A 21,191-nucleotide genomic window follows, 5' to 3' on the forward strand; every position below is an offset into this window, starting at 1 on the left:
TTTCTGCATTTCAATTCTCAATTTTGCAATTGATTTGTCTATTAATTTTTAATTATTTGTTGTTTGCCTCGAATTGTTTTCAATTTTGCTTATTGCTTACTAACCTTCAAACTTCTCTGCCAATTCAAACCAACGTATTTCTTTTTCTTCAATCGTATCAATAATAATTTGTAGCTCTTCGGAGAGTTTAGTGATTTCATCTTGAGATAAATTTGGATTCAAAAATTTCTTTTCAAATTCCTTTTTATCTAATTCTAATGAACGGATTTTAGACTCCAAGTTTTTATATTCTTTCTGTTCGTTGTAAGATAGCTTATTCGCTTGGTTCTTTTTTACGGTTTCGGTATTTTCAATTTTTTCAACTTTTGCTTCTTGCTTAGGTTGACTACTTTCATAGGCACGATAATCTGTGTAATTTCCTGGGAAATCATCAACAACACCTTCGCCTTGAAAAACGAATAGATGGTCCACAATTTTATCCATAAAATACCTATCATGAGAAACGACTAGCAGACATCCAGGGAAATCTAACAAAAAGCTCTCTAAAACATTGAGTGTTACAATATCCAAATCGTTTGTAGGCTCATCTAGAATTAAAACATTAGGATTCTGAATTAAAACCGTGCACAAATACAATCGTTTTTGCTCACCACCACTTAATTTTTCGACAAAGTCATATTGTTTTTTGCGGTCAAATAAAAAACGTTCGAGTAATTGCTGTGCGCTAATCTGTCTGCCTTTTGCAAGCGGAATATAATCGCCATAATCCCTAACAACATCAATGACTTTTTGGTTAGGTTTGGCCTTAATGCCTCCTTGTGTGTAATACCCGAATTTAACTGTTTCTCCAACAACTATTTTTCCACCATCAGGAACAATAGCGCCTGTAAGCATGTTTAGAAATGTAGATTTACCGGTGCCATTCTTTCCTATAATACCAATGCGTTCACCTTTTTTAAAGGTATAATCAAATCCATTAAGAATTACCTTGTCTTTAAAAGCCTTAGACACATTGTGAAATTCCACAATCTTACTGCCCAGGCGTTCCATGCTTATTTCTAACTGAACGACATGGTCTTTACGACGTTGGTGTGCTTTCTTTTTAATCTCAAAGAAATCATCGATTCTGCTTTTAGATTTTGTGGTACGTGCTTTAGGTTGACGACGCATCCAGTCGAGCTCTTTTTTAAAGAGTTGCTTGGCTTTACCAACCTCGGTTTGTTCGTTAGCTATACGTTCTTCCTTTTTTTCTAAGTAGTAAGAATAGTTACCCTTATATGTGTACATTTTACCATGGTCAAGCTCAATAATTTCATTGCAAACGCGCTCCAAAAAATAGCGGTCGTGCGTTACCATAAACAGGGTTTGTTGTGTTTTGGCAAAGTAATCTTCGAGCCACTCAATCATTTCTAAATCAAGATGGTTCGTAGGCTCATCAAGAATTAGGATATCTGGTTTAATTATGAGCGCTTGTGCTAAGGCTAAACGTTTTTTTTGTCCTCCAGAAAGTGAAGCGATTTTAGCTTTTAAATCATTGAGTTTAAGCTGAGACAATATTTGTTGAAACTGCGTTTCAAATTCCCATGCGTTATGTCTATCCATAGCTTCAAAAGCAAGTTGGTAAGCTTCAGTATCCTCTGGGTTTTGTAATGCTTTTTCGTAGGTTTCTATAACTTTTAGAATTGGTAAATCACTTGCGAAAATGGTTTCTTCAATAGAGAGCTTTGGGTCTAAGTTTGGTTCTTGGTCTAGAAAAGCTAACCTTAAACCTTTACGAACAACAACTTGACCTGAATCTGGAGAATCTTTTCCTGATAGGATGTTTAAAATAGACGTTTTTCCACTTCCGTTTTTAGCTACAAATGCAATTTTTTGGTCCTTATGAATGCTAAAAGAGATGTCGCTAAACAATTGGAGTTCTCCGTAGGACTTAGATATATTTTCAACGTTGAGGTAATTCAATCTTAAGTAATTTTATGCAAAGATGGTAAATAAACCAAAAACAAACCCAATAGTTTTGTTATTCCTAACGTTAGATTATATTTGTGAGTAAACCTATATAATATATGATTCGGTATTTATTGGCCATTTGCTTTTTGGGTCTTGTGATTTGTACGTCTTGTGTGCCTCAAAAAGATATCATTTACCTTCAGGATAAAGGCAATACAAATGATACTATTCCAAGTGTTGTTGAACAACAGAAACCTTACCGTGTTCAGATTAACGATATACTTAATATACGTATTAAGGTTTTAGATCAAGATAATGCTACAATTTTTAATCCAACTGGTGAAGGTAGTTTGGAAGCTAGTTCCCAAGAGCGTGCTTATTTTGATGGATTTACTGTGGATTTGAGAGGGAATATTAGAATTCCTCAATTAGGTGATTTTGATGTTTTAAATTTAACTCTTGAGGAAATAGAAGTTTTAGTTAACAATCGACTTTTAGAAAAGGAGTTTAATGAATTTGCACAGATATTTGTGACTGTAAAATTAGCAGGCTTACGCTACACCACTTTAGGCGAAATCAACAACACAGGTTCTCAGGTAATATTTCAAGAGCGAGCTACTATTTTAGAGGCTATAGCCAATGCTGGAGACATACCTATAGAAGGTAATCGAAAAGAGGTTCGTATATTAAGACAATATCCTCATGGTCAAGAAATACATCGTTTAGACTTAACAAACATTGACGTGATGAAATCTCCATATTATTACATACAACCTAATGATGTAATTATCGTAGATCCATTAGTGCAAAAGTCTTTGGGAACAGGAACAAATGGACTTCAAACATTTACTGCAATTTTAGGAGTTGTTACTGTTGTAACGAGTACTATATTATTGATTGATAGACTCTAATTTTATGGCCAATTTAGATCAAGATATCGAATTTGATGAATCAAGCAGAAGACTAACTTTTGATTTTCAAGGATTTCTATTTAAAGTTCTCAATAACTGGATTATTATAGCCATATCTGTTGGTATTGCTTTGGGTATTGCTTATTACATAAACGTTAGAAAGCAGAATATCTATCGTCTTAATGCTCTTGTTTCTGTAGAGTCTGAGCAAAATCCTTTTTTTACTGCTAACACTAGTATTTCATTTAATTGGGGAGGTGTTTCAGGTAAATTAGGAAAAGTGATGACCACCTTGGCCACAAGAAGTCATAATGAGTTAGTTATCGACTCACTTCAGTTTTACAAGCAATATTTAAAACAAGGAAAATATCATTTGTTAGATATTTATAAGGCCTCGCCTTATGATGTTATTTTAGACAAATCTAAGCATCAAATATTAGGTAGTCCGTTGGAATTAAAGCACGTTAATGACAATCAGTTTAAAATTATATACGATTTTGGTGAAACACAATCTGTGTCTTGTCAACGTTATTCTGACCGTTCAATTATTAGTGTGCCCGTTTCGCCAGGTGTTTTCGAGCAAGTATTTAATTATGGAGAGCCTGTAAGCTTGCCGTTTTTTAATGCTACTGTAAACAAGCGAAATGGTATTAATCCAGATACTGAAAATCAGTACTTTATTTACTTTTTGAATTTTGATAGTCTTGTATCTAGATTTCAAAATAGTGTTAATGTTAGTTTTTTTAGGGGAAGTTCTACAGTCTTGTCCTTATCTCAATCTGGAAATAATAAAGCTAAAATTGTAGATTATCTTAATGCGACTACAGAAATATTGAGAAAAACTGAGCTCCGAACTAAAAATCTTTATGCGACTAATACAATAGCCTTTATTGATAGTACAATGAGAGCGGTAGGTGATGATATAAAAGGTGTAAATCAAGAAATGGATAACTTTAGGTCATCAAATAAGGTATTTAATGTTACAGACGATATTACTAATACATCTGAGCGTTTAAAAGAATACGAGACCAGTCGTGAAGCTGAACGCACAAAAATTAATTACTTAAATAATCTTGAAAGCTATCTTCAAAATAAATCAGATTATACAAACATAGCAGCACCAACTTCTGTTGGTATTGAGGAAAGTGGTTTGTTAAACAGTATTAGTAAACTCACAAGTTTAGCTATACAGCGCCAAAACCAATCCAAAACTGCACGAGAAGGGTCTATATTACTTCGTCGTTTAGATGCTCAGATTGATACAGAAAAGAACGTAACCTTTGAGCTGATTAGTGCTGCTCGTAGAGGTATAAATCTTCAATTAGGCTCTATTAATGGCTCCATAGCCAAATTAGAAAGCGAACTTAAAAAATTACCAAAAGAACAGCAGGAGTTTTTAAAAATTCAAAGAAAGTTAGACATAAGTCAAGAAGCCTATAATGTATATCAAGAGAAACGTTCTGAGGCGGCTATTGTTAAAGCGGCTAATGTTTCTGATATTACAATGATTGATGCTGCAAAAGATGTGGGTAATGGCCCAATTGGTCCTAAGAAGTCTTTGAATTATATGATGGCCTTAATGCTGGGTGGATTAATACCAGTACTGGGCATTTTTGTTCTTTTTGTTTTAGATAATACTATAAGCAGTTCAGAAGATATAGAGCGCTTATCCAAAATTCCGATCATTGGTTTAGTGGGCAAGTACAATTACAAGAACAATCTAGTGGCTTTTGAAAAACCAAAATCAGCAGTAGCAGAATCGTTTAGGGCCATACGCTCAAGTTTACAGTTTATTTACAAGAGTCAACAAAAGGATAGTGGAGCTAAAACGCTCATGTTTACCTCTTCTATAAGTGGTGAAGGAAAAACATTTTGTTCTATTAATACAGCAACGGTTTATGCTCTGTCAGGTAAAAAGACTGTTTTAGTAGGGTTAGATTTACGTAAACCCAAAATCTTCGATGATTTTGAAGTAAAAAATGATAAAGGTGCTGTAAATTTTTTAATCAATGATAGTAATCTAGAAGAGATAACACACCAAACACATATTCCAAATTTAGATTTAATCTTATCAGGTCCAATACCTCCAAACCCATCAGAATTGCTAATGAGTGAGCGCATGACTGAACTTATTAATGAGTTGAAGTTAAAATACGACATGGTGGTTTTAGATACACCGCCATTAGGTTTAGTCACTGATGCTTTAGAGCTATCTCAGCATGCTGATGCTTCTATTTTTATGGTACGACTTAATTATACAAAAAAAGGGATGCTGGCTTTAGTCAATTCTAAAGTGAGAAAGGGTGAGTTGAAAAATGTTAATTTCCTACTTAATTTTTACCGTCATAAAAAAGGTCATGGTTATGGGTACGGTTATGGCTATGGTTATGGTTATGGATATGGATACGGGGCATATGGAGATGCTTATCATGAGAATGATAAAAAAGGACTTGTAAAACGCATCAAGAGTTTTTTTAAGCGTAAATAGAGATTACCTGTTTATTTTTTACGGATAAGTTCTTTCGTGTAGAGTGTATGTATTTGTTATAATTCCTATATTAGCCCAACCCTAAATGTCAACCAATTTGAAAGCTAAGCAAGACGACAACTGGCTTTATACCATTTCTGCAAAGCGTAAACTCATTGATTTCAATTTTAAAGAAATTTGGCAGTACCGAGACTTATTGGTGCTTTTTGTTAAGCGAGATGTAATTACCGTATATAAACAAACCATATTAGGGCCTTTATGGTATTTAATCCAGCCTTTGTTTACAGCCCTGACCTTCACATTAATTTTTAATAAAGTCGCTAATATAGAAACAGGAGCAGTACCACCATTTTTATTCAATTTAGCAGGAATCTCAATTTGGAATTATTTTAAAAGTTGTTTAACATCTACCTCAAATACATTTAGTGGAAATGCTGGAATATTTTCTAAGGTATATTTTCCTAGAATTATTTCTCCATTATCATCTGTTATATCTAATTTATTGCGCTTTTTAATTCAATTATTAGTCTTTATTATTTTCTATATATATTATTATATAAATGGTGCAGCTATTAGTATTAACGAATTTATTTTCATTTTTCCATTGTTAATAATTCTTATGGCCTTCCAAGGTCTAGGATTAGGGATGATTATATCATCTATGGTTACAAAATATAGAGATGTTAAGTTTTTACTCAATTTCGGTGTACAATTATTGATGTACGTATCAGCAGTAATGTATCCTTTAGCATTAATGCGTGAAAAATTACCTCAGTTTGCATGGTTAGTTAATTATAATCCTCTTGCATATATTATTGAAGCTACTCGATTTGTATTGTTAAATGAGGGCTCTTTTTCTTTAAGAGGTTTAGCATATACAAGTTTAATAACTGTTGTTATTTTCTTTATAGGTCTTATTATTTTTAATAAAACTGAAAAAACTTTTATAGACACAGTTTAGTATGAAAGTTTTTTCCCATTATATAGTCACTCGGTTTAATATCAAATCTGAAGGTTGGGTAAATGATAAAAATGGTAAGAAAGTCAATGATTTTATTTGGCTTAAAAAGCGATATGATTTATTCAAAAAATTTTGTTTACCCTCAATGCAAACTCAAACCGAAAAAGAGTATTCTTGGTTAGTTTTTTTTGATAAAGATACTCCTCAAGAATTTAAGGAAGTAAATGAATGTATTAGGCGAGAATTACCACAGTTTATACCATTATATGTAAATGACTTTCTAGATTTTGAAAATACTTTACGTGAGTTTGTATTTGAAAATTCACATACAGAATATATAATGACATCACGTTTTGATAATGATGATTGTTTTCATGAAGATGCCATTGGCGCTATTCAAAAAGCTTTTGTAAAAAAAGACTCAACAATCATAGAGTTATCTAAAGGGTTAACCATGCTTATTGAAGATGAAAACAAATTAGCTAAAAGAGAAAACGTGTTTTCTGGACCATTTATAACTTTAATTGAAAAGAAATCAGATATTAATTCACTTAAAACTGTTTATGATTGTGAGCATACCTCTTGGGGTGATTTAGCAGACTTTATAGCTATTGATAATAAATTTTATTGGCTTCAAACTATCCATGATGCTAATATTTCAAACAAATTGTATCCAGAGTTAACTATTAATAAGAGTTTACTCAAGGGATTTAATTTTAATTACAATGTACGTTTTAAAATTTCTTATATGTTATTCGTAATTTGTAAAAACTTAGGAGTTTTTAGATTAAAGAATATCTTTAAAAACGCATAATGAAGGAAAAAGAGATTATACTTAAAGTTGAAGATGTATCAAAGCAATATCGCTTAGGTCTTATTGGTACAGGAACTCTAGGTGATGATTTAAAGCGTTTTTGGTATAAGATTAGAGGAAAGGAAGACCCTTTTTTAAAAGTAGGAGATAGTAGCGATAGGAATAAATCTGCAACTTCAGACTATGTTTGGGCATTACGTAATATAGATTTTGATGTAAACAAAGGTGAGGTTCTAGGAATTATAGGAAAGAATGGCGCAGGAAAATCTACCTTACTCAAAATATTGTCTCGTATTACTTTACCAACAAAAGGGCAAATAAAAACAAAAGGTCGTATAGCTTCATTACTTGAGGTAGGTACAGGTTTTCATCCAGAATTAACTGGTTTAGAAAACATCTATCTTAATGGTGCTATTTTAGGTATGACCAAAGTTGAAATTCAGGAGAAAGAAGATGATATAGTTGAGTTCAGCGGTTGTAAAATGTATATAGATACGCCGGTTAAGAGATATTCATCAGGTATGAGAGTCCGTTTAGCCTTTGCAGTAGCTGCTTTCTTGGAACCTGATATTTTGGTTATTGATGAAGTTTTAGCAGTTGGTGATGCAGAGTTTCAAAAAAAGGCTATTGGTAAGATGCAGGATATAAGCAAAGGCGAAGGAAGAACTGTATTGTTTGTTAGCCATAACATGGCATCGGTAAAAACATTGTGTACAAAAGCCATAGTATTAGAACATGGAAGTATTGTATTCTCAGGAGGAACAGATGAGGCAGTGAGTTACTACCTTAAAGGTGGAGCAGAAATTGAAAATGCAAAAGATTTTGGTGAAGATTACGAAAAAGAGGAATTTAATCTTCAAAACATTAGTGTATATAACTCAGGAAGTAAAGTAAAAGACATTATCAAGGAGAGTCTAGATATAGAAGTGAAAACTGAATTATTTGTAAAGAGTAATACACCTGAAAATTTACATATCACTTACCATATGACTAATGAGTTAGGTGATGCCATGTTTTCGTTTTCTAACTATAAAACTGATGCACCTTTGAAGAAAGGTGAAAATAAGTTGCTATGTAAAATACCAGCAAAGTTTTTGCAATCTGGTCAATACTTTTTGTCACTGATAGTTGTAAAAGATAAGAAGCACGCCGCATTTGTAGAGCGCGATATTATTAGTTTTACAGTTGTAGATTCTAGTCGTGATATTGGTGAATATATGGGAAGAGAGCCAGGTTACATAAGACCAAATTTTAATTGGAGTATAGCAGATGATTAAGGTTACCAAAACATTTTTACCGCCTCAAGACGAATATCAGGCTATTCTAAAAAAAGCATGGAATTCTGGTTGGATAACTAATCGAGGTCATTTGGTGAAGGAGCTAGAAGTTCAATTAAAAGATTATCTCGACGTTAAAAATGTTATTTGTATGACTAATGGGACTTTACCCATACAAATAGCTATAAAAGCTTTAGGGTTATCGGGAGATATAATTACAACGCCATTCAGTTATGTGGCTACCACATCTAGTATTGTATGGGAAGGTTGTAACCCTGTTTTTGTAGATATACACCCAGAATACTTAACCATTGACGAAACTAAAATTGAAGCTGCTATATCCAAAAACACAACAGCAATTTTAGCTACCCATGTTTTTGGTAATCCTTGCAATATTGATGTTATAGAAGCCATTGCTCAAAAACATAATCTTAAAGTTATTTATGATGCCGCACATTGTTTTGGTGTAACTTATAAAGGCAAAAGCGTTTTTGAATATGGTGATGTAAGCACCTGTAGTTTTCATGCAACAAAGTTATTCCATACAGGAGAAGGCGGCGCAGCGTTTTTTAATTCTGACGAGTTGTATAACGATTTTTATTACCATCATAATTTTGGACATGACGGTACTGAACGATTTTTCGGTATTGGCATCAATGCAAAAATGAGTGAGCTACAAGCTGCTATGGGATTAGCTGTTTTTCCTTATATAGAGTCAATAATTGAAAGAAGAGAAGCTATTGTGTTCGCATATAATAAGGCATTTAGTAATACTTCTCTAAGCCTTTTAAGGCTTAGAGAAGCTACAAAATGGAATTTTAGTTATTACCCAATTATTTGTCCTTCAGAGAAAAAGCTAAAAATTATTTTAGATGTTTTAAATGCAAATGATATTTATCCAAGGCGTTATTTTTATCCTAGTTTGGATGAATTACCCTATGTAAGTGGTTATAATTGTAAAGTGTCTAGGTCTATAGCAAATAGAGTACTGTGTTTACCCTTATATCATGATTTAGATAAGTCACAGCAAGAAAAAATTATAGAATTAGTAAAGCATAGTTTATGAGGATAGCTATAATGCAGCCTTACTTTTTTCCATATATAGGGTATTTTCAATTAATAAATGCTGTTGATGAATTTGTGTTTTATGACGACGTTAATTTTATAAAAAAAAGTTACATCAATAGAAACTCAATTTTACTTAACCAAAAAGCATTTCAGTTTACAACACCATTAAAAGAAGCATCTCAGAACAAGCTCATAAAAGATATTGAAGTTTATACTGACCAAAAATGGTTTAATGGTTTTTTAAAAACATTAGAGCATGCCTACAAATCGGCGCCTTTCTATGAAGAAGTAGTACAGATAGTAAAAACTATTTTTAATTCTGACTACAAAAACATATCTGAACTTTCAATGATAAGTGTTACGCAGGTTTGTAAATACTTAGATGTTAATTGTAAGTTTAGTTTAAGTTCAAACGATTATCCGAGTACAAAAAAGCTAACTAAAGCAGAGCGTTTAATTGCAATAGCAAAACAATCAGGTAAGCAGACGTATGTCAATGCAATTGGAGGACAGTCACTTTATAATAAGAATGAGTTTAAAGCCCAGAATATAGATTTAGCATTTCTCGAAACACATGACATAAAATATGAGCAGTTTGGAAACGAATTCGTCCCATTTCTTTCTATATTGGATGTGTTAATGTTTAATTCTAAAGCGTCTACTAGAGAACTTTTAGAAAAATATACTTTGGTTTGAAAGAAGATATAGTTGATTTATTAAAACGTATAAATTCAGAGTTTTCAGGAAGACTCATTTCTTTTGGAATTGAAGAATATGTTTTAAAGTTAGTCAACAAAAGTGTTTTATATCCTGAGTACCTAAATGATAGATTAATAGGTTTCATAGCTTTCTACGCCAACGATACAGAATTTAAAATTGCCTACATGAGCATGTTAGCTGTTGATAAATCTCATAGAGGTAATGGTATAGCTGTAAAGCTGATATGTAAAGCAGAAGACCATTTAAAAAAGATTGGATTTAAGTATTTTGATTTAGAAGTTTTAAAATCCAATGTATCGGCTATTAAATTGTATAAAAAAAAAGGATTTAGTATTATAGAAGAAGGTACCAAGCGTTACAAAATGAGAAAATTATTATAACTATGGAAGTGAGTGTTATAATGATTACCTATAATCATGAAAAGTACATAAAACAAGCTGTTGAAAGTATTGTTAATCAGGTTACTAACTTTGACTTTGAGCTAATTATTGCAGATGATAATTCTAAAGACGACACAGAGCAAGCAGTAAAATCCGTTAGCAATACTTCTAAAAATTTAAACTTAAGATATTTTAGGAACGAAGAAAATCTTGGTATGACTAAGAATTTTGAATATGCATATTCAAAATCTAATGGCAATTTTATTGCAATCTGCGAAGGTGATGATTATTGGAATGATAAAAATAAACTTCAAAAGCAAGTTGATTTTTTGAGAGACAATCCAAGCTATAGCTTTTGTTATACACGTTTTAAGGTATATAAGAATGATAATGATTCTTTTGTAGAGGACTTTAACGGAAAACATTTTCATAATGATTCTAAATTTGTTCCATTTACTTATCAGACTTTTAGTGAAGGTTGGCATATAGGAAATCAGACTTTAGTATTTAGAAAAGAAAATTTTAACGCCGTTGCATTCAAAAAATTTAAGAATTTTAAAGACGTGCATCTTATTTCTCAGCTTTTAAAAAAGGGAGAAGGAGCATGTCTTAATTTTTTTGGAGCTGTTTATAGAATGCATGATGGAGGTATCCATACTTCTGTGACCGAATACAATGGCTACAAAATCGGTTATCTCACGCATAAAGAAATATACCTTGATAACGCTTCTAATCAATATCTTAGACGTAAATATTTGCATTCTTATAAAAATTTTTTAAATGCCAATATTAGAGCTAATCATTTATCTACCGCATTGTGGATGAGTATTGATTTACTTTTTAAAAATGGAAAAGTCATCGATTTCTTAAAGCATATAAAACGAATATTGGTAAAATTGTTTGGTAAAAAATGAAAAAGAGAAAACCTTTAAAAATAGCTGTAGTGGTTGGAGTTTTTCCTAGTGTTTCGGAAGCTTTTATAACTAACCAGTTGAGGTTTTTAGTTAAGTCAGGTCATCATGTAGATATTTTAGCAACTAGACATTTAGATTTAGATAATCCACTTTGTTCTTCTGAAGCTTATAATTCTTTAAAGACAAAAGCTAGAGAGCTTAGTAAAACTTCATTATTGTCTAAATCTTATTTTCAGAGATTGTTTAAAGCCTTCTCAATTTTATTAAAGTTCCGTAGTTCTATTCATTTATTAAAAGCATTTAATGTATTTAAGTATGGTAGTGATGCTTTAAATTTTAATGTTTTTTTTAAAACTTATTACAAGTATTATTTTAATATTTATAATTATGATGTTGTCCATATTCATTATGGAGACAATGCGGTGCATCTAGATAGTTTAATAAACAATTTTAAGAAAAGTATAGTGGTTACATTCCACGGATATGATGCTCATAAGTTTGAGAAATCTTTCTATAATTTATTATCTCAGAGAAAGGATATAACGATAACGGTCAATACCAATTTCACGAAAAGTAAAGTAGAAAAATTAGGTTTTGATACTTTTCAAATAAATATTTTGCCTGTAGGTTTAGATACTAATATTTTTAATCCAGAAAAAAAGGATAGCAAATTTGATAATATAAATATTCTATTTGTAGGGCGCTTAATAGAATTAAAAGGACCAATTTTAGCTATTAAGATTGTTGAGAAGATATTAGAGGCTCGAGACAATGTAATTCTTAATATTATTGGAGATGGACCAATGTTTTCAGAGTGTGAAAGCTATATAGAAATAAATAATCTAACCGATAGAATTCATCTTTTGGGGAGTAAATCCCAATCAGATATAAAGTATCATATGAAAAATTCTGATATATTTCTTTTTCCAGGTATTGTAGATGGTCAAGGTAATTCTGAAGCCCAAGGCTTAGTTATACAAGAAGCGCAAGCTATGCAATTACCAGTAGTAACATCTAACGTTGGTGGAATTTCTGATGGTTTAATTGATAAGAAAACAGGTTTTATTGTAGAAGAGAGTAATGTTGATACATTTGTTTCAAAAATAGTATGGTTAATGGATAACCCAAGTATTAGAAAAGAAATGGGTGAAGCAGGTAGGCAATTTGTTGTAAGAAATTATGATAGCAGTATATTAGGAGAAAAATTATTAGATATTTATTACGATAGTTTAAAGAATTAGAAATGCAACCATTAGTTTCAATCATTATTCCAAGTTATAATCGGGCAGATTTGATAGGTGAAACAATAGAGTCTATTATTGCTCAAACCTATAAGAATTGGGAATGTGTAATTGTTGATGATGGAAGTACTGATAATAGTTTTGAGGTCATTAATGCCTTGGCAAAAAAGGATAGTAGGATAAGATTTCATAAAAGACCAGAATCTAAACCAAAAGGGGCTAATGCATGTAGAAATTACGGTTTAGAATTGAGTAATGGTGAATATATTAATTGGCTAGATAGTGATGATATTTTTCACCCTATGAAATTAGAAAAACAAATTATGAAAATAATTGAGGATAAAGTGTTTTTCTCTATTTGTAAGTCTTATGTTTTTGAAAATTCTATTACCGACAATAAAGAACTTATACTTAAATCTAAGGATGTGAAAACTGATGACCCGTTTAATGATTTTATTTCAAAAAGAATAATCATTCCTATACAGGCTCCAATCTTTCAAAAAGATTTTATAATAAATAACAAGTTCTTTTTTGATGAGTCATTACAAGCTGGTCAAGAATGGGAATTATTTGCTAGAATTTTTCAAAAATATGCTGATTATAGTTCGATAAACGAGCCTTTAGATTATATTAGAAATCATAGTAATAATATATCTAACAAAACATCTAGCGAAAAGTATTGGCATTATTACCTAGCTAGAAATATGTTAGAAAATAAGCTAGAAGGAAATCTTTGTCAAAAGAGTAAAGACATTTTAAATATTTTCTACCTTTTTATTTTTAAAAGATTCACTAGGTTGGGAAGTTTTAAATATGCTGAAGTAGTTTATAAAGAAAAAATTAAAAAAGTAGAAAAGCTTACTAATAAAGAAAAAAGGCTTTTAAGGTTCGGGTTATTGAGTCATAAATTGTTTTCTAGAGGCGACTTTTTTTTAAGCAAAGTATCTCTTTATAAGTAATATTTATGTTTTCAAAACTAAAAAATAGATACAACAAATTTACTAGCTTAATAACTCATTCATGCTTTATTCTTTCAAACAAATTATTTAATAAAACAATTCGGAAACAAATTAGAGATACCAAGTCTATACCTATCATCATCAATAACTTTAATCAACTCTATTATCTTAAACAGCTCATTGAGAGTTTACAAAAAAGAGGATATGCCAATATTGTTATTCTAGACAATAACTCATCCTATAAGCCTTTGTTAGACTATTATAAAAGCATTGAGGAAGCGGTTAAAATTCATAGATTATCTTCTAATTATGGTCATTTGTCTTTTTGGAAGCAAAGAGAGCTTGTGGAAAAATATACTAAAGGCTATTATGTAGTTACTGACCCAGATATTGTTCCGTTGGCTGAATGCCCAGACGATTTTTTAAAAACCATGCTTAAACTTTTAGATAAAGCTTATGACCGAACCAAAGTTGGGTTTTCTCTGAAGCTTGATGATATTCCAGATTCTAATCCTCAAGCACAAACCATTAAAGACTGGGAAGCGCAATTCTGGACAACTAAAATTCGTCCACAAGCTTACAAAGCGGAAATAGATACCACTTTTGCTTTGTATAGACCAGGTTATACCTATAAAAAACAAAATTTTACAAAAGCTTGGCGTACAGATTATCCATTACAGGCTATTCACGGCGGTTGGTATATTAATCCTGCTAATCTTACAAAAGAGCAAATTTATTATCAGAAAACAGCTAATGAATCTGCATCTTGGTTATTGAAAAAAAGCGGTGAACTAAAAAGTGATTTGCACCAAAAAACGTATTTAGATGAAAACAGATAATAGGCCTTTAGTTTCCATCTGTATACCAACTTACAATGGTGAAAGCTATTTAGAAGAATGTTTGGATTCAGCTTTAGCTCAAACTTATAGTCAACTTGAAATTGTAATTTCTGATGATGCCTCAAGTGATAATACATTGGCTATCATAAATGATTATAAATCCAAAAATGATATTCCAATTCATATTTTTAATCATCAGCCTAATGGTATAGGTGCCAATTGGAATAATTGTGTAAAGCATGCTAATGGTGTCTATATAAAGTTTTTGTTTCAAGATGATATTTTAGAGCGAGATTGTGTTGAAAAGCTAATGCATGTGATGCTTTCAGATACTAATATTGCTATGGTTTATGCCAAGCGGGATTTTATATACGAAAAAGAAACACCACAATTATTAGAGTTTAAAAACGTATACGGAGCGCTTCATAACTATTGGTTTAATCTAAATATTTCTGAAGGTGTTTTAGAAGGTAAAGACTATTTAGCAGATAAATCATTCTTAAACGCCCCAAAAAATAAAATTGGAGAACCGACAAGTGTACTTATAGATAAAGCATGTTTTGATAAAGTTGGTTATTTTAATGAGGAATTAAAGCAAGCCTTAGATTGTGAGTTTTGGAGTCGTTTAATGCCTTTTTACAAAATAGGTTTTGTTGATGCCTATTTAAGCTCGTTTAGATTGCATTCTGCTCAAGCATCTGCTGTTAATAAGTCTGAAAAAATAAATGAAACGGAGGTTTTATATAAGACGTATTACAATACCTTGTTGCCATATTTGCATAAAGAATGTCGACAAAAACTTCAAAAAAGATTTCATCCTTTACTATCAAGATTAGTAAAACTAAAAGCGAAGTTTACTTAAGATGAATTCACCTTTGGTTACCATATTACTTCCTGTTTATAATGGCGAAAAGACCATTAAGGCTACTGTTGAGAGCTTATTATCTCAAACCTTTACTGATTTTGAACTATTGCTTGGCATTGATGGTACAGAAGACGCCTCAAAAGACATTGCCTTAGCCTTTAATGACTCAAGGATTAAGGTAATAGAGCACCCTGAGAATTTAGGGTTAGCCAATAACCTCAATAAAATCATTAAACATGCGTCACCTAATAGTCAATATTTCGCAATGGCAGAGCAAGATGATATCTATGTCCCAGAACGTTTGGAGTGGCAAATTGAAGTTATGAGTAATCATACTGATGTTGGTTTAGTTTCTGGAATTGTTGAGTATACTGGCGTTGAAAAGAATCTCATGTTTCCAGGTTTACTATTACGAGGAGAACAGTTTCCGCAAGTTGAAGAATTGTTCAAATTTTTGTACATCAACCAGTTGAAAGTTGTTAATACTTGTATGCTATGGCGCCGTTCTGTTCATGAAGATAATAGCTTTAAATTCAGAAATACCTATGGTAATTTTAATGTAGACTGGGATTTTATTTTACGATTTTGTTTGAAATCTAAAATACATGGTATCCCTAAAAAACTAGTGACTATGAATAGGGTGATTGCTAGTGATTCTGTGACGGCTTCAGATGCTTCTGGTCAGTACAAAGCATCCAAGGCTTTATTAGCTGATATGAAAAACGAATTCAGTCAAATTATTAGTGAGAGAGATTATAAAAAAGCATTGAAAGTCCAACATAAAATAGAACTCGGAAGTTATTCAAAGCCTAAAATTGTTTTAATGTCAATAGTGAATTTTATAAAATATAGAGATTCTTATTTTACAGATTACTTATTCAAAAAACTAAAAGTATATTTCACAAAGAATAATAAAGATTAATAGTATAAATGCAAAGCGTTAGAAAGGTTATAAAAGCAATTTTGCCACACGAATTAATTGAAATTTACAGACTAAAAAAGAGAAAAAGTAAATTCAAGCATAAGAACATTAAGGAAACTTTTAATGCTATAGCTGATGAGAATTTTTGGTCTAGTGAAGAGAGCGTTTCTGGTCCAGGTTCAGAATTGCAACATACGCAAACTTTAATAGCAGAGTTAAATTCTTTGTTTGAAGAATATAAAATTTCAACAGTTTTAGATTTACCATGTGGTGATTTTAATTGGATGAAAAATGTCAATTTAAATGATGTTAAGTATGTAGGTGCAGATATAGTCGAAAAAATAATTATCGATAATAAATCGAAGTATGAGACTGATTCTATCAATTTTAAAATGATGGATATTATAACTTCAGATTTGGGAAAACACGATTTGGTATTGGTTAGAGATTGTTTGGTGCATTTTTCATACTTAAATATTGTTAAAACGATTAAAAATCTAAAACGAAGTGGTAGTAAGTACCTTTTAACAACTACTTTTCCAGACATTAATAACAATAAAGATATTGTTTCTGGAGAGTGGCGACCTCTTAATTTTGCTATTTATCCATTCTTTTTTCCGAAACCCATTGAACTCCTAAACGAGAATTATCAAGGTAAAGAAAAGTATAAAAGTAAGTCAATGGCCTTATGGGAAATCAACGATTTAAGAATTCCTCTTAGGCTTAGATTATATAGTATATTACACAAAATATTTAATTAAATTTAATATTGAAAGTTAACCTCTTTTTCGAGCATTTTCCAGCATTCAACCAATCTTATATTTCTGATATGGTTGAATTGCTTAATGATGAATCTTCTGTAGATTTAGAAGTTAATTGTCTAAAAAATAGTGAATACAGCTCTAAGGTTAGCGTAAAAGTTGCTCCAAAATATTTTTCAAAAAGATTATACGAACGTTTCAATGGATTTTTTGCAAAATCCTACAAGGACTTATCATATTGGGAAATTAAATGGTTAAAAGAAAAGTTAGATGTCGTGCATTTGCACCATTCGTTTTTGTTTAAATATTTCAAAGGAATTTCTGAAATAGAAGCAACTAAAAGACCAAAGCTCGTTGTAACACTTAGAGGTAGTGATACTTATCTCAGACCATGGCACGACCAACGTTGGGTAGATTTTTATAAGAACAATTCAGGAGCAATCGATGCATTTGTGGTTATGAGTAATCATCAGAAAACCTATCTTCAAAAGTGGGGAGTTTCAGATGATAAGATTCATATTATTCCAGCGTCGATAAAAACTAAGAATTCTAAGCCTAAACATCTAAATTCAGAAAAGATTAGAATTGTTTCTTCTTTCAGAATGACATGGGAAAAAAATATTGAAGGAAATCTAAGAGTTGTGAAGTATTTAATTGAAGAAGGATACGACGTGCAATATGATATTTACGGCAGAGGAAATGATATTAGTGAAGCCTATTTTATGGTTGATATGTACAATTTGCATGAGGTTGTAACTATTAAAGGTAAGGTTGAAAATGATGTGTATATCAATCAACTTGGTGAATACGATTTTTACTTACAATTGAGCAAATCAGAATCATTATCAATTAGTACAATAGAAGCGCAATCTTTAGGCTTACCTGCAATTATATCTGACTCTGGAGGAATGCCAGAGACTATTTTAGATGGTGTGTCTGGTTTTGCCATTCCATTTTCAGAACCTGAATTAGCATCTAAACAGATTATTAAACTCATAAATAATAAAGAGTTATATGCTCAATTTTCTGAGGCTGGAATCAAAAATGTGAATAAAAAATTCATCAATCAAATAGAAGTTAAAGCTTACTTAGACTTATACAAAAGCTTGTTTTAAATGTCTAAAGTTTCAGTAATCATACCCACTTACAATAATCCTAAACAGTTAGAACGTTCGGTAGATTCTGCATTGACGCAAACCTATAGAGATATAGAAGTTGTTGTGGTTAACGATGGCTCTACCGTAGATTATACTGCTGTTAAGCATAAGTTTAAGAATACAACTTCAGTAATTTTTATAGATAAAGAAAACGAAGGTCCAGGTTTAGCAAGGCAATTGGGTTTAGATAAGTCTAGCGGAAAGTACATCAACTATCTAGATGCAGGAGATGAACTTTTACCCAATAAAATTGAACAACAAGTCAAAATTTTTGAAGCAAATCCTGATGTGATAATGACCTACGGTTTAAGCATGATTGACGGCAATTCTAATAAGTTGCATCGTCCAAAGCTCAACCGAGAAACTGTAGATGATTTACTGAAAAATGTACTTGAAGTGCGCAAATGGCATACATCTTCACCTTTATGGCATTATAAAAAAGGGAAGTATTGGTCTCGTTTATTCAATGGAGAAGATGTGTTACATGATTTTACTGTTGCTATTGAAAATAGGGGAAATGTACATTTTGAAAATAAAATAATGGTCAATCTCGTTTTTGACAATCCAGATGGTGGTTTGTCAAATGCTAGCGAGCTGTCAAAAAATCATAAGCGTTTTGTGAAAGATTGTTTAGAATTAAATCTATCAATGCAATCTAAATTGAAGCAAGCAGGACTTATTAATGAAGTGAAATATGCTGAACCATTGGCAGAGCGACTATTTCATGCAGCTATGCGAGTTAATCTTACAGGTTATAAAAATGAAAGTTTAATTTTATTGAAAGTTGCAGAAAAAACGAGTAAATCCATCATAAAACGTTTTGAACTTTTAATTTTACGATTAATTATCAGTTTACCATTTAATAATCGTAGACCATTATTTCAGTTAATGTACAAAATTAGACGCAAGCTCTTAAGCTCGAGCATACACCAATATAGATATATTTAATGTCCGAAAATAAGCTCACAACAAAAGAATATTGGGAAACCTATTATAAAGCCCAACATACGGATAGAAGTCACATTGTAAAAGTTTGCTCTTTTTACAATCAGTTTTGGGATAAGCTTGTAGAAAAAAAGAATACTAACAAATCATTAATTGAGATTGGTGGATATCCAGGACGTTATTTGGCATATTTAGCGTCTGAATATGGAGTAAAAACAACTTGCTTAGATTATAACTCAAATGTTTCGCAAATTGAAGACGCTTTTAAAACAATGGGAGTTGAGGACTATAATATCATTAATGCAGACTTCACTACGCATGAACCTGAGGAATTGTATGACTATGTGGTTTCAAATGGTTTTATAGAGCATTTTGAAAATTTTGATGAGATTTTAGATTTGCATTGTAAGTACTTAAAACCTGGTGGTAAGATGCTAATTATGGTTCCTAACAAAAAATATTTAAGACAGGTTTATGGTTATTTATGTGATTATGAAAATTTAAAACTTCATAATCTCAAGTGCATGAAGCAAAGTGTTTTTAGAGATTTTGCAAACCGGAACAACCTAATTACAAATACCTTGCAATATTATGGTGGATTCCCTTTTTCTGTGCATCAAAAACTAAATCTATTTCAGAAGATTATTTACAAAGGCGTTAGGTTTATTTTTAAAGGTGGTGTAAACAATTATCTAATTAAGCATCCGTCTAAGTATTTTAGTGCAACATTAATTGGTGTTTTTGAAAAACCTAAAGATTGAAAGAACGACTCAAAATAGCCATCTTTTCTGGAAACATTCCAAGTACCTCATTTATTGAACGACTTATCGATGGTGTATCTAAGCATCATGAAGTCTTGTTATTCGGAATGCAAAAGCAAAAAGTAGATTATAGCTCCAATTCAATTAGAATTTTCTCTACACCAAATTCAAAATTGAAAAATAGCTTTATAACATTATGGCGAGCAACAAAATTATTTTTCACCAATCCAAAAGCATTATTTCAACTTTTAGAGGAAGTTAAAAAAGAAGCGTCGAACTACTCAAAGTTTATGAAACTTTCCAAATGTATACCTATTTTATTGCACAAGCCAGATATTTTACACTTGCAGTGGGCAAAAGATTTACCAAAGTATGCATTTTTAAAGTCAACGTTTAAGATTCCGATAGTTGTAAGTTTTCGTGGTGCGCATATCAATTATACACCAATTGTAGAGCCAGATTTTGCCGAAAAATATAAAGCCACCTTTCCTTTGGTTGATGCATTTCACGGAGTCTCAAAAACTATTATAGACAAAGCCTCACAATATGGAGATATTGCAAATAGAAGTACTGTTATATATTCACCACTCCCTCAGTTTTTCTTTGAAGCTTATGAGGAATTTCAAAAAAAAGAATCAGAGATTATTCGAATAGTTTCTGTTGGTCGTAATCACTGGAAAAAAGGCTATCAATATGCTGTAGATGCCATAAAGCAACTCAAAGAAAAAGGGTATAATGTGCATTACACCTTAATTGGCCCATCTTCACCAACAGAGGCATTGTTATTTCAAATACATCAATTAAGCGTAGAAGATTCGATATCATTTGTTGGTCAACTAAATCAAGAAGATTTATTAAAGGCTTTAAAAAAACAAGATATTCTGTTATTGCCAAGCCTGGGAGAAGGCATAGCAAACGTAGCTTTAGAAGCTATGAGCATGGGTTTACCTGTAATTTCAACCAATTGTGGTGGTATGGCTGAGGTTGTAAAACATAAAGAAACAGGTTGGTTAATCCCTATGCGAAACACAGATGCTATTGCAGAGGCTGTTATTGATTTTAATTCGACTTCAGAATCAGAACTAAAAAGCATTACAAATAATGCCTACAAGTTTGTTAAAAATGAGTTTGATTTTAAAAATAACATTTCAAAATTTATATCCCTCTACAACACAGTTGTTAAAAGTTAACTGTTAACAATGTCCGTTGATTATTCCTTGCAAATAGTAGTAAAAACTATATATTAGGGCAGTTGTTT

Annotated in this window: 20 protein-coding genes; 19 read left to right on the plus strand and 1 reads right to left on the minus strand. The window is 31.5% G+C overall.

Translation table 11 applies throughout. The annotated features are described in order from the left end of the window. Positions 1-99: 99 nt before the first annotated feature. Complete coding sequence (locus tag BUB95_RS09280; protein ID WP_073085789.1) at positions 100-1,962, minus strand: ABC-F family ATP-binding cassette domain-containing protein; 1,863 nt, start codon at positions 1,960-1,962, stop codon at positions 100-102. Positions 1,963-2,066: 104 nt separating this feature from the next. On the opposite strand from BUB95_RS09280, the gene BUB95_RS09285 reads away from it, so the two are divergent. From BUB95_RS09285 to BUB95_RS09375, 19 genes are all read left to right on the plus strand, one after another. Beyond that, positions 2,067-2,861, plus strand: coding sequence for a polysaccharide biosynthesis/export family protein (locus BUB95_RS09285; protein ID WP_073085791.1), 795 nt, complete (start codon positions 2,067-2,069; stop codon positions 2,859-2,861). Positions 2,862-2,865: 4 nt separating this feature from the next. Continuing rightward, positions 2,866-5,349, plus strand: coding sequence for a GumC family protein (locus BUB95_RS09290; RefSeq protein WP_073087358.1), 2,484 nt, complete (start codon positions 2,866-2,868; stop codon positions 5,347-5,349). Between the two features lie 85 nt (positions 5,350-5,434). Continuing rightward, a complete protein-coding gene (locus BUB95_RS09295; RefSeq protein ID WP_073085793.1) occupies positions 5,435-6,310 on the plus strand; it encodes an ABC transporter permease in 876 nt (291 codons plus the stop codon). 1 nt (position 6,311) lies between these two features. After that, positions 6,312-7,124: a glycosyltransferase gene (locus BUB95_RS09300; protein ID WP_073085795.1), complete on the plus strand. Its 813-nt coding sequence runs from the start codon at positions 6,312-6,314 to the stop codon at positions 7,122-7,124. Beyond that, complete coding sequence (locus BUB95_RS09305) at positions 7,124-8,401, plus strand: ABC transporter ATP-binding protein (RefSeq protein ID WP_073085797.1); 1,278 nt, start codon at positions 7,124-7,126, stop codon at positions 8,399-8,401. The genes BUB95_RS09300 and BUB95_RS09305 overlap by 1 nt, the downstream gene beginning before the upstream one ends. Continuing rightward, positions 8,394-9,467 carry a DegT/DnrJ/EryC1/StrS family aminotransferase gene (locus BUB95_RS09310; protein ID WP_073085799.1) on the plus strand — a complete coding sequence of 358 codons (1,074 nt, stop codon included), beginning with the start codon at positions 8,394-8,396 and terminating at the stop codon, positions 9,465-9,467. Before BUB95_RS09305 ends, BUB95_RS09310 begins: the two co-directional genes overlap by 8 nt. Continuing rightward, positions 9,464-10,165, plus strand: coding sequence for a WbqC family protein (locus BUB95_RS09315; protein ID WP_073085801.1), 702 nt, complete (start codon positions 9,464-9,466; stop codon positions 10,163-10,165). Before BUB95_RS09310 ends, BUB95_RS09315 begins: the two co-directional genes overlap by 4 nt. Further along, a complete protein-coding gene (locus BUB95_RS09320; protein ID WP_073085803.1) occupies positions 10,162-10,569 on the plus strand; it encodes a GNAT family N-acetyltransferase in 408 nt (135 codons plus the stop codon). The genes BUB95_RS09315 and BUB95_RS09320 overlap by 4 nt, the downstream gene beginning before the upstream one ends. Before the next feature lie 2 nt (positions 10,570-10,571). Next, the gene (locus tag BUB95_RS09325) at positions 10,572-11,483 is read left to right on the plus strand and encodes a glycosyltransferase family 2 protein (RefSeq protein ID WP_073085805.1); all 912 of its coding nucleotides are present in this window, start codon (positions 10,572-10,574) and stop codon (positions 11,481-11,483) included. Further along, a complete protein-coding gene (locus BUB95_RS09330) occupies positions 11,480-12,724 on the plus strand; it encodes a glycosyltransferase (RefSeq protein ID WP_073085807.1) in 1,245 nt (414 codons plus the stop codon). Before BUB95_RS09325 ends, BUB95_RS09330 begins: the two co-directional genes overlap by 4 nt. A gap of 2 nt (positions 12,725-12,726) precedes the next feature. Beyond that, positions 12,727-13,683 (plus strand): glycosyltransferase family 2 protein, encoded by a 957-nt coding sequence (locus BUB95_RS09335; RefSeq protein ID WP_073085809.1) that lies wholly within the window; start codon positions 12,727-12,729, stop codon positions 13,681-13,683. 5 nt (positions 13,684-13,688) lie between these two features. Then, entirely contained in the window at positions 13,689-14,522 is an 834-nt protein-coding gene (locus BUB95_RS09340; protein WP_073085811.1) for a glycosyltransferase family protein, read from the plus strand. Then, on the plus strand, positions 14,509-15,384 hold the full coding sequence (locus BUB95_RS09345; RefSeq protein ID WP_073085813.1) for a glycosyltransferase family 2 protein: 876 nt from the start codon (positions 14,509-14,511) through the stop codon (positions 15,382-15,384). Before BUB95_RS09340 ends, BUB95_RS09345 begins: the two co-directional genes overlap by 14 nt. Before the next feature lies 1 nt (position 15,385). Further along, positions 15,386-16,309 (plus strand): glycosyltransferase family 2 protein, encoded by a 924-nt coding sequence (locus BUB95_RS09350; protein WP_073085815.1) that lies wholly within the window; start codon positions 15,386-15,388, stop codon positions 16,307-16,309. Between the two features lie 8 nt (positions 16,310-16,317). Continuing rightward, positions 16,318-17,070, plus strand: a complete 753-nt coding sequence (locus BUB95_RS09355; protein WP_083573361.1) for a class I SAM-dependent methyltransferase — start codon at positions 16,318-16,320, stop codon at positions 17,068-17,070. Between the two features lie 8 nt (positions 17,071-17,078). Further along, the gene (locus BUB95_RS09360) at positions 17,079-18,185 is read left to right on the plus strand and encodes a glycosyltransferase family 4 protein (RefSeq protein WP_073085817.1); all 1,107 of its coding nucleotides are present in this window, start codon (positions 17,079-17,081) and stop codon (positions 18,183-18,185) included. Beyond that, positions 18,186-19,175 carry a glycosyltransferase family 2 protein gene (locus BUB95_RS09365; RefSeq protein ID WP_073085819.1) on the plus strand — a complete coding sequence of 330 codons (990 nt, stop codon included), beginning with the start codon at positions 18,186-18,188 and terminating at the stop codon, positions 19,173-19,175. Further along, on the plus strand, positions 19,175-19,933 hold the full coding sequence (locus BUB95_RS09370) for an SAM-dependent methyltransferase (RefSeq protein WP_073085821.1): 759 nt from the start codon (positions 19,175-19,177) through the stop codon (positions 19,931-19,933). Before BUB95_RS09365 ends, BUB95_RS09370 begins: the two co-directional genes overlap by 1 nt. Beyond that, complete coding sequence (locus BUB95_RS09375) at positions 19,930-21,123, plus strand: glycosyltransferase family 4 protein (RefSeq protein ID WP_073085823.1); 1,194 nt, start codon at positions 19,930-19,932, stop codon at positions 21,121-21,123. Before BUB95_RS09370 ends, BUB95_RS09375 begins: the two co-directional genes overlap by 4 nt. Positions 21,124-21,191: the final 68 nt, after the last annotated feature.

The sequence above is a fragment of the Winogradskyella jejuensis genome, assembly GCF_900129745.1.
Classification (GTDB): domain Bacteria; phylum Bacteroidota; class Bacteroidia; order Flavobacteriales; family Flavobacteriaceae; genus Winogradskyella; species Winogradskyella jejuensis.

Bases quoted from the DNA above. Each gene is read 5' to 3' on its own strand.
- BUB95_RS09315 (WP_073085801.1), top strand. From the start codon at position 9,464: ATGAGGATAGCTATAATGCAGCCTTACTTTTTTCCATATATAGGGTAT.
- BUB95_RS09335 (WP_073085809.1), top strand. From the start codon at position 12,727: ATGCAACCATTAGTTTCAATCATTATTCCAAGTTATAATCGGGCAGAT.
- BUB95_RS09310 (WP_073085799.1), top strand. From the start codon at position 8,394: ATGATTAAGGTTACCAAAACATTTTTACCGCCTCAAGACGAATATCAG.
- BUB95_RS09295 (WP_073085793.1), top strand. From the start codon at position 5,435: ATGTCAACCAATTTGAAAGCTAAGCAAGACGACAACTGGCTTTATACC.
- BUB95_RS09285 (WP_073085791.1), top strand. From the start codon at position 2,067: ATGATTCGGTATTTATTGGCCATTTGCTTTTTGGGTCTTGTGATTTGT.
- BUB95_RS09305 (WP_073085797.1), top strand. From the start codon at position 7,124: ATGAAGGAAAAAGAGATTATACTTAAAGTTGAAGATGTATCAAAGCAA.
- BUB95_RS09345 (WP_073085813.1), top strand. From the start codon at position 14,509: ATGAAAACAGATAATAGGCCTTTAGTTTCCATCTGTATACCAACTTAC.
- BUB95_RS09350 (WP_073085815.1), top strand. From the start codon at position 15,386: ATGAATTCACCTTTGGTTACCATATTACTTCCTGTTTATAATGGCGAA.
- BUB95_RS09370 (WP_073085821.1), top strand. From the start codon at position 19,175: ATGTCCGAAAATAAGCTCACAACAAAAGAATATTGGGAAACCTATTAT.
- BUB95_RS09365 (WP_073085819.1), top strand. From the start codon at position 18,186: ATGTCTAAAGTTTCAGTAATCATACCCACTTACAATAATCCTAAACAG.
- BUB95_RS09330 (WP_073085807.1), top strand. From the start codon at position 11,480: ATGAAAAAGAGAAAACCTTTAAAAATAGCTGTAGTGGTTGGAGTTTTT.
- BUB95_RS09340 (WP_073085811.1), top strand. From the start codon at position 13,689: ATGTTTTCAAAACTAAAAAATAGATACAACAAATTTACTAGCTTAATA.
- BUB95_RS09325 (WP_073085805.1), top strand. From the start codon at position 10,572: ATGGAAGTGAGTGTTATAATGATTACCTATAATCATGAAAAGTACATA.
- BUB95_RS09300 (WP_073085795.1), top strand. From the start codon at position 6,312: ATGAAAGTTTTTTCCCATTATATAGTCACTCGGTTTAATATCAAATCT.
- BUB95_RS09355 (WP_083573361.1), top strand. From the start codon at position 16,318: ATGCAAAGCGTTAGAAAGGTTATAAAAGCAATTTTGCCACACGAATTA.
- BUB95_RS09290 (WP_073087358.1), top strand. From the start codon at position 2,866: ATGGCCAATTTAGATCAAGATATCGAATTTGATGAATCAAGCAGAAGA.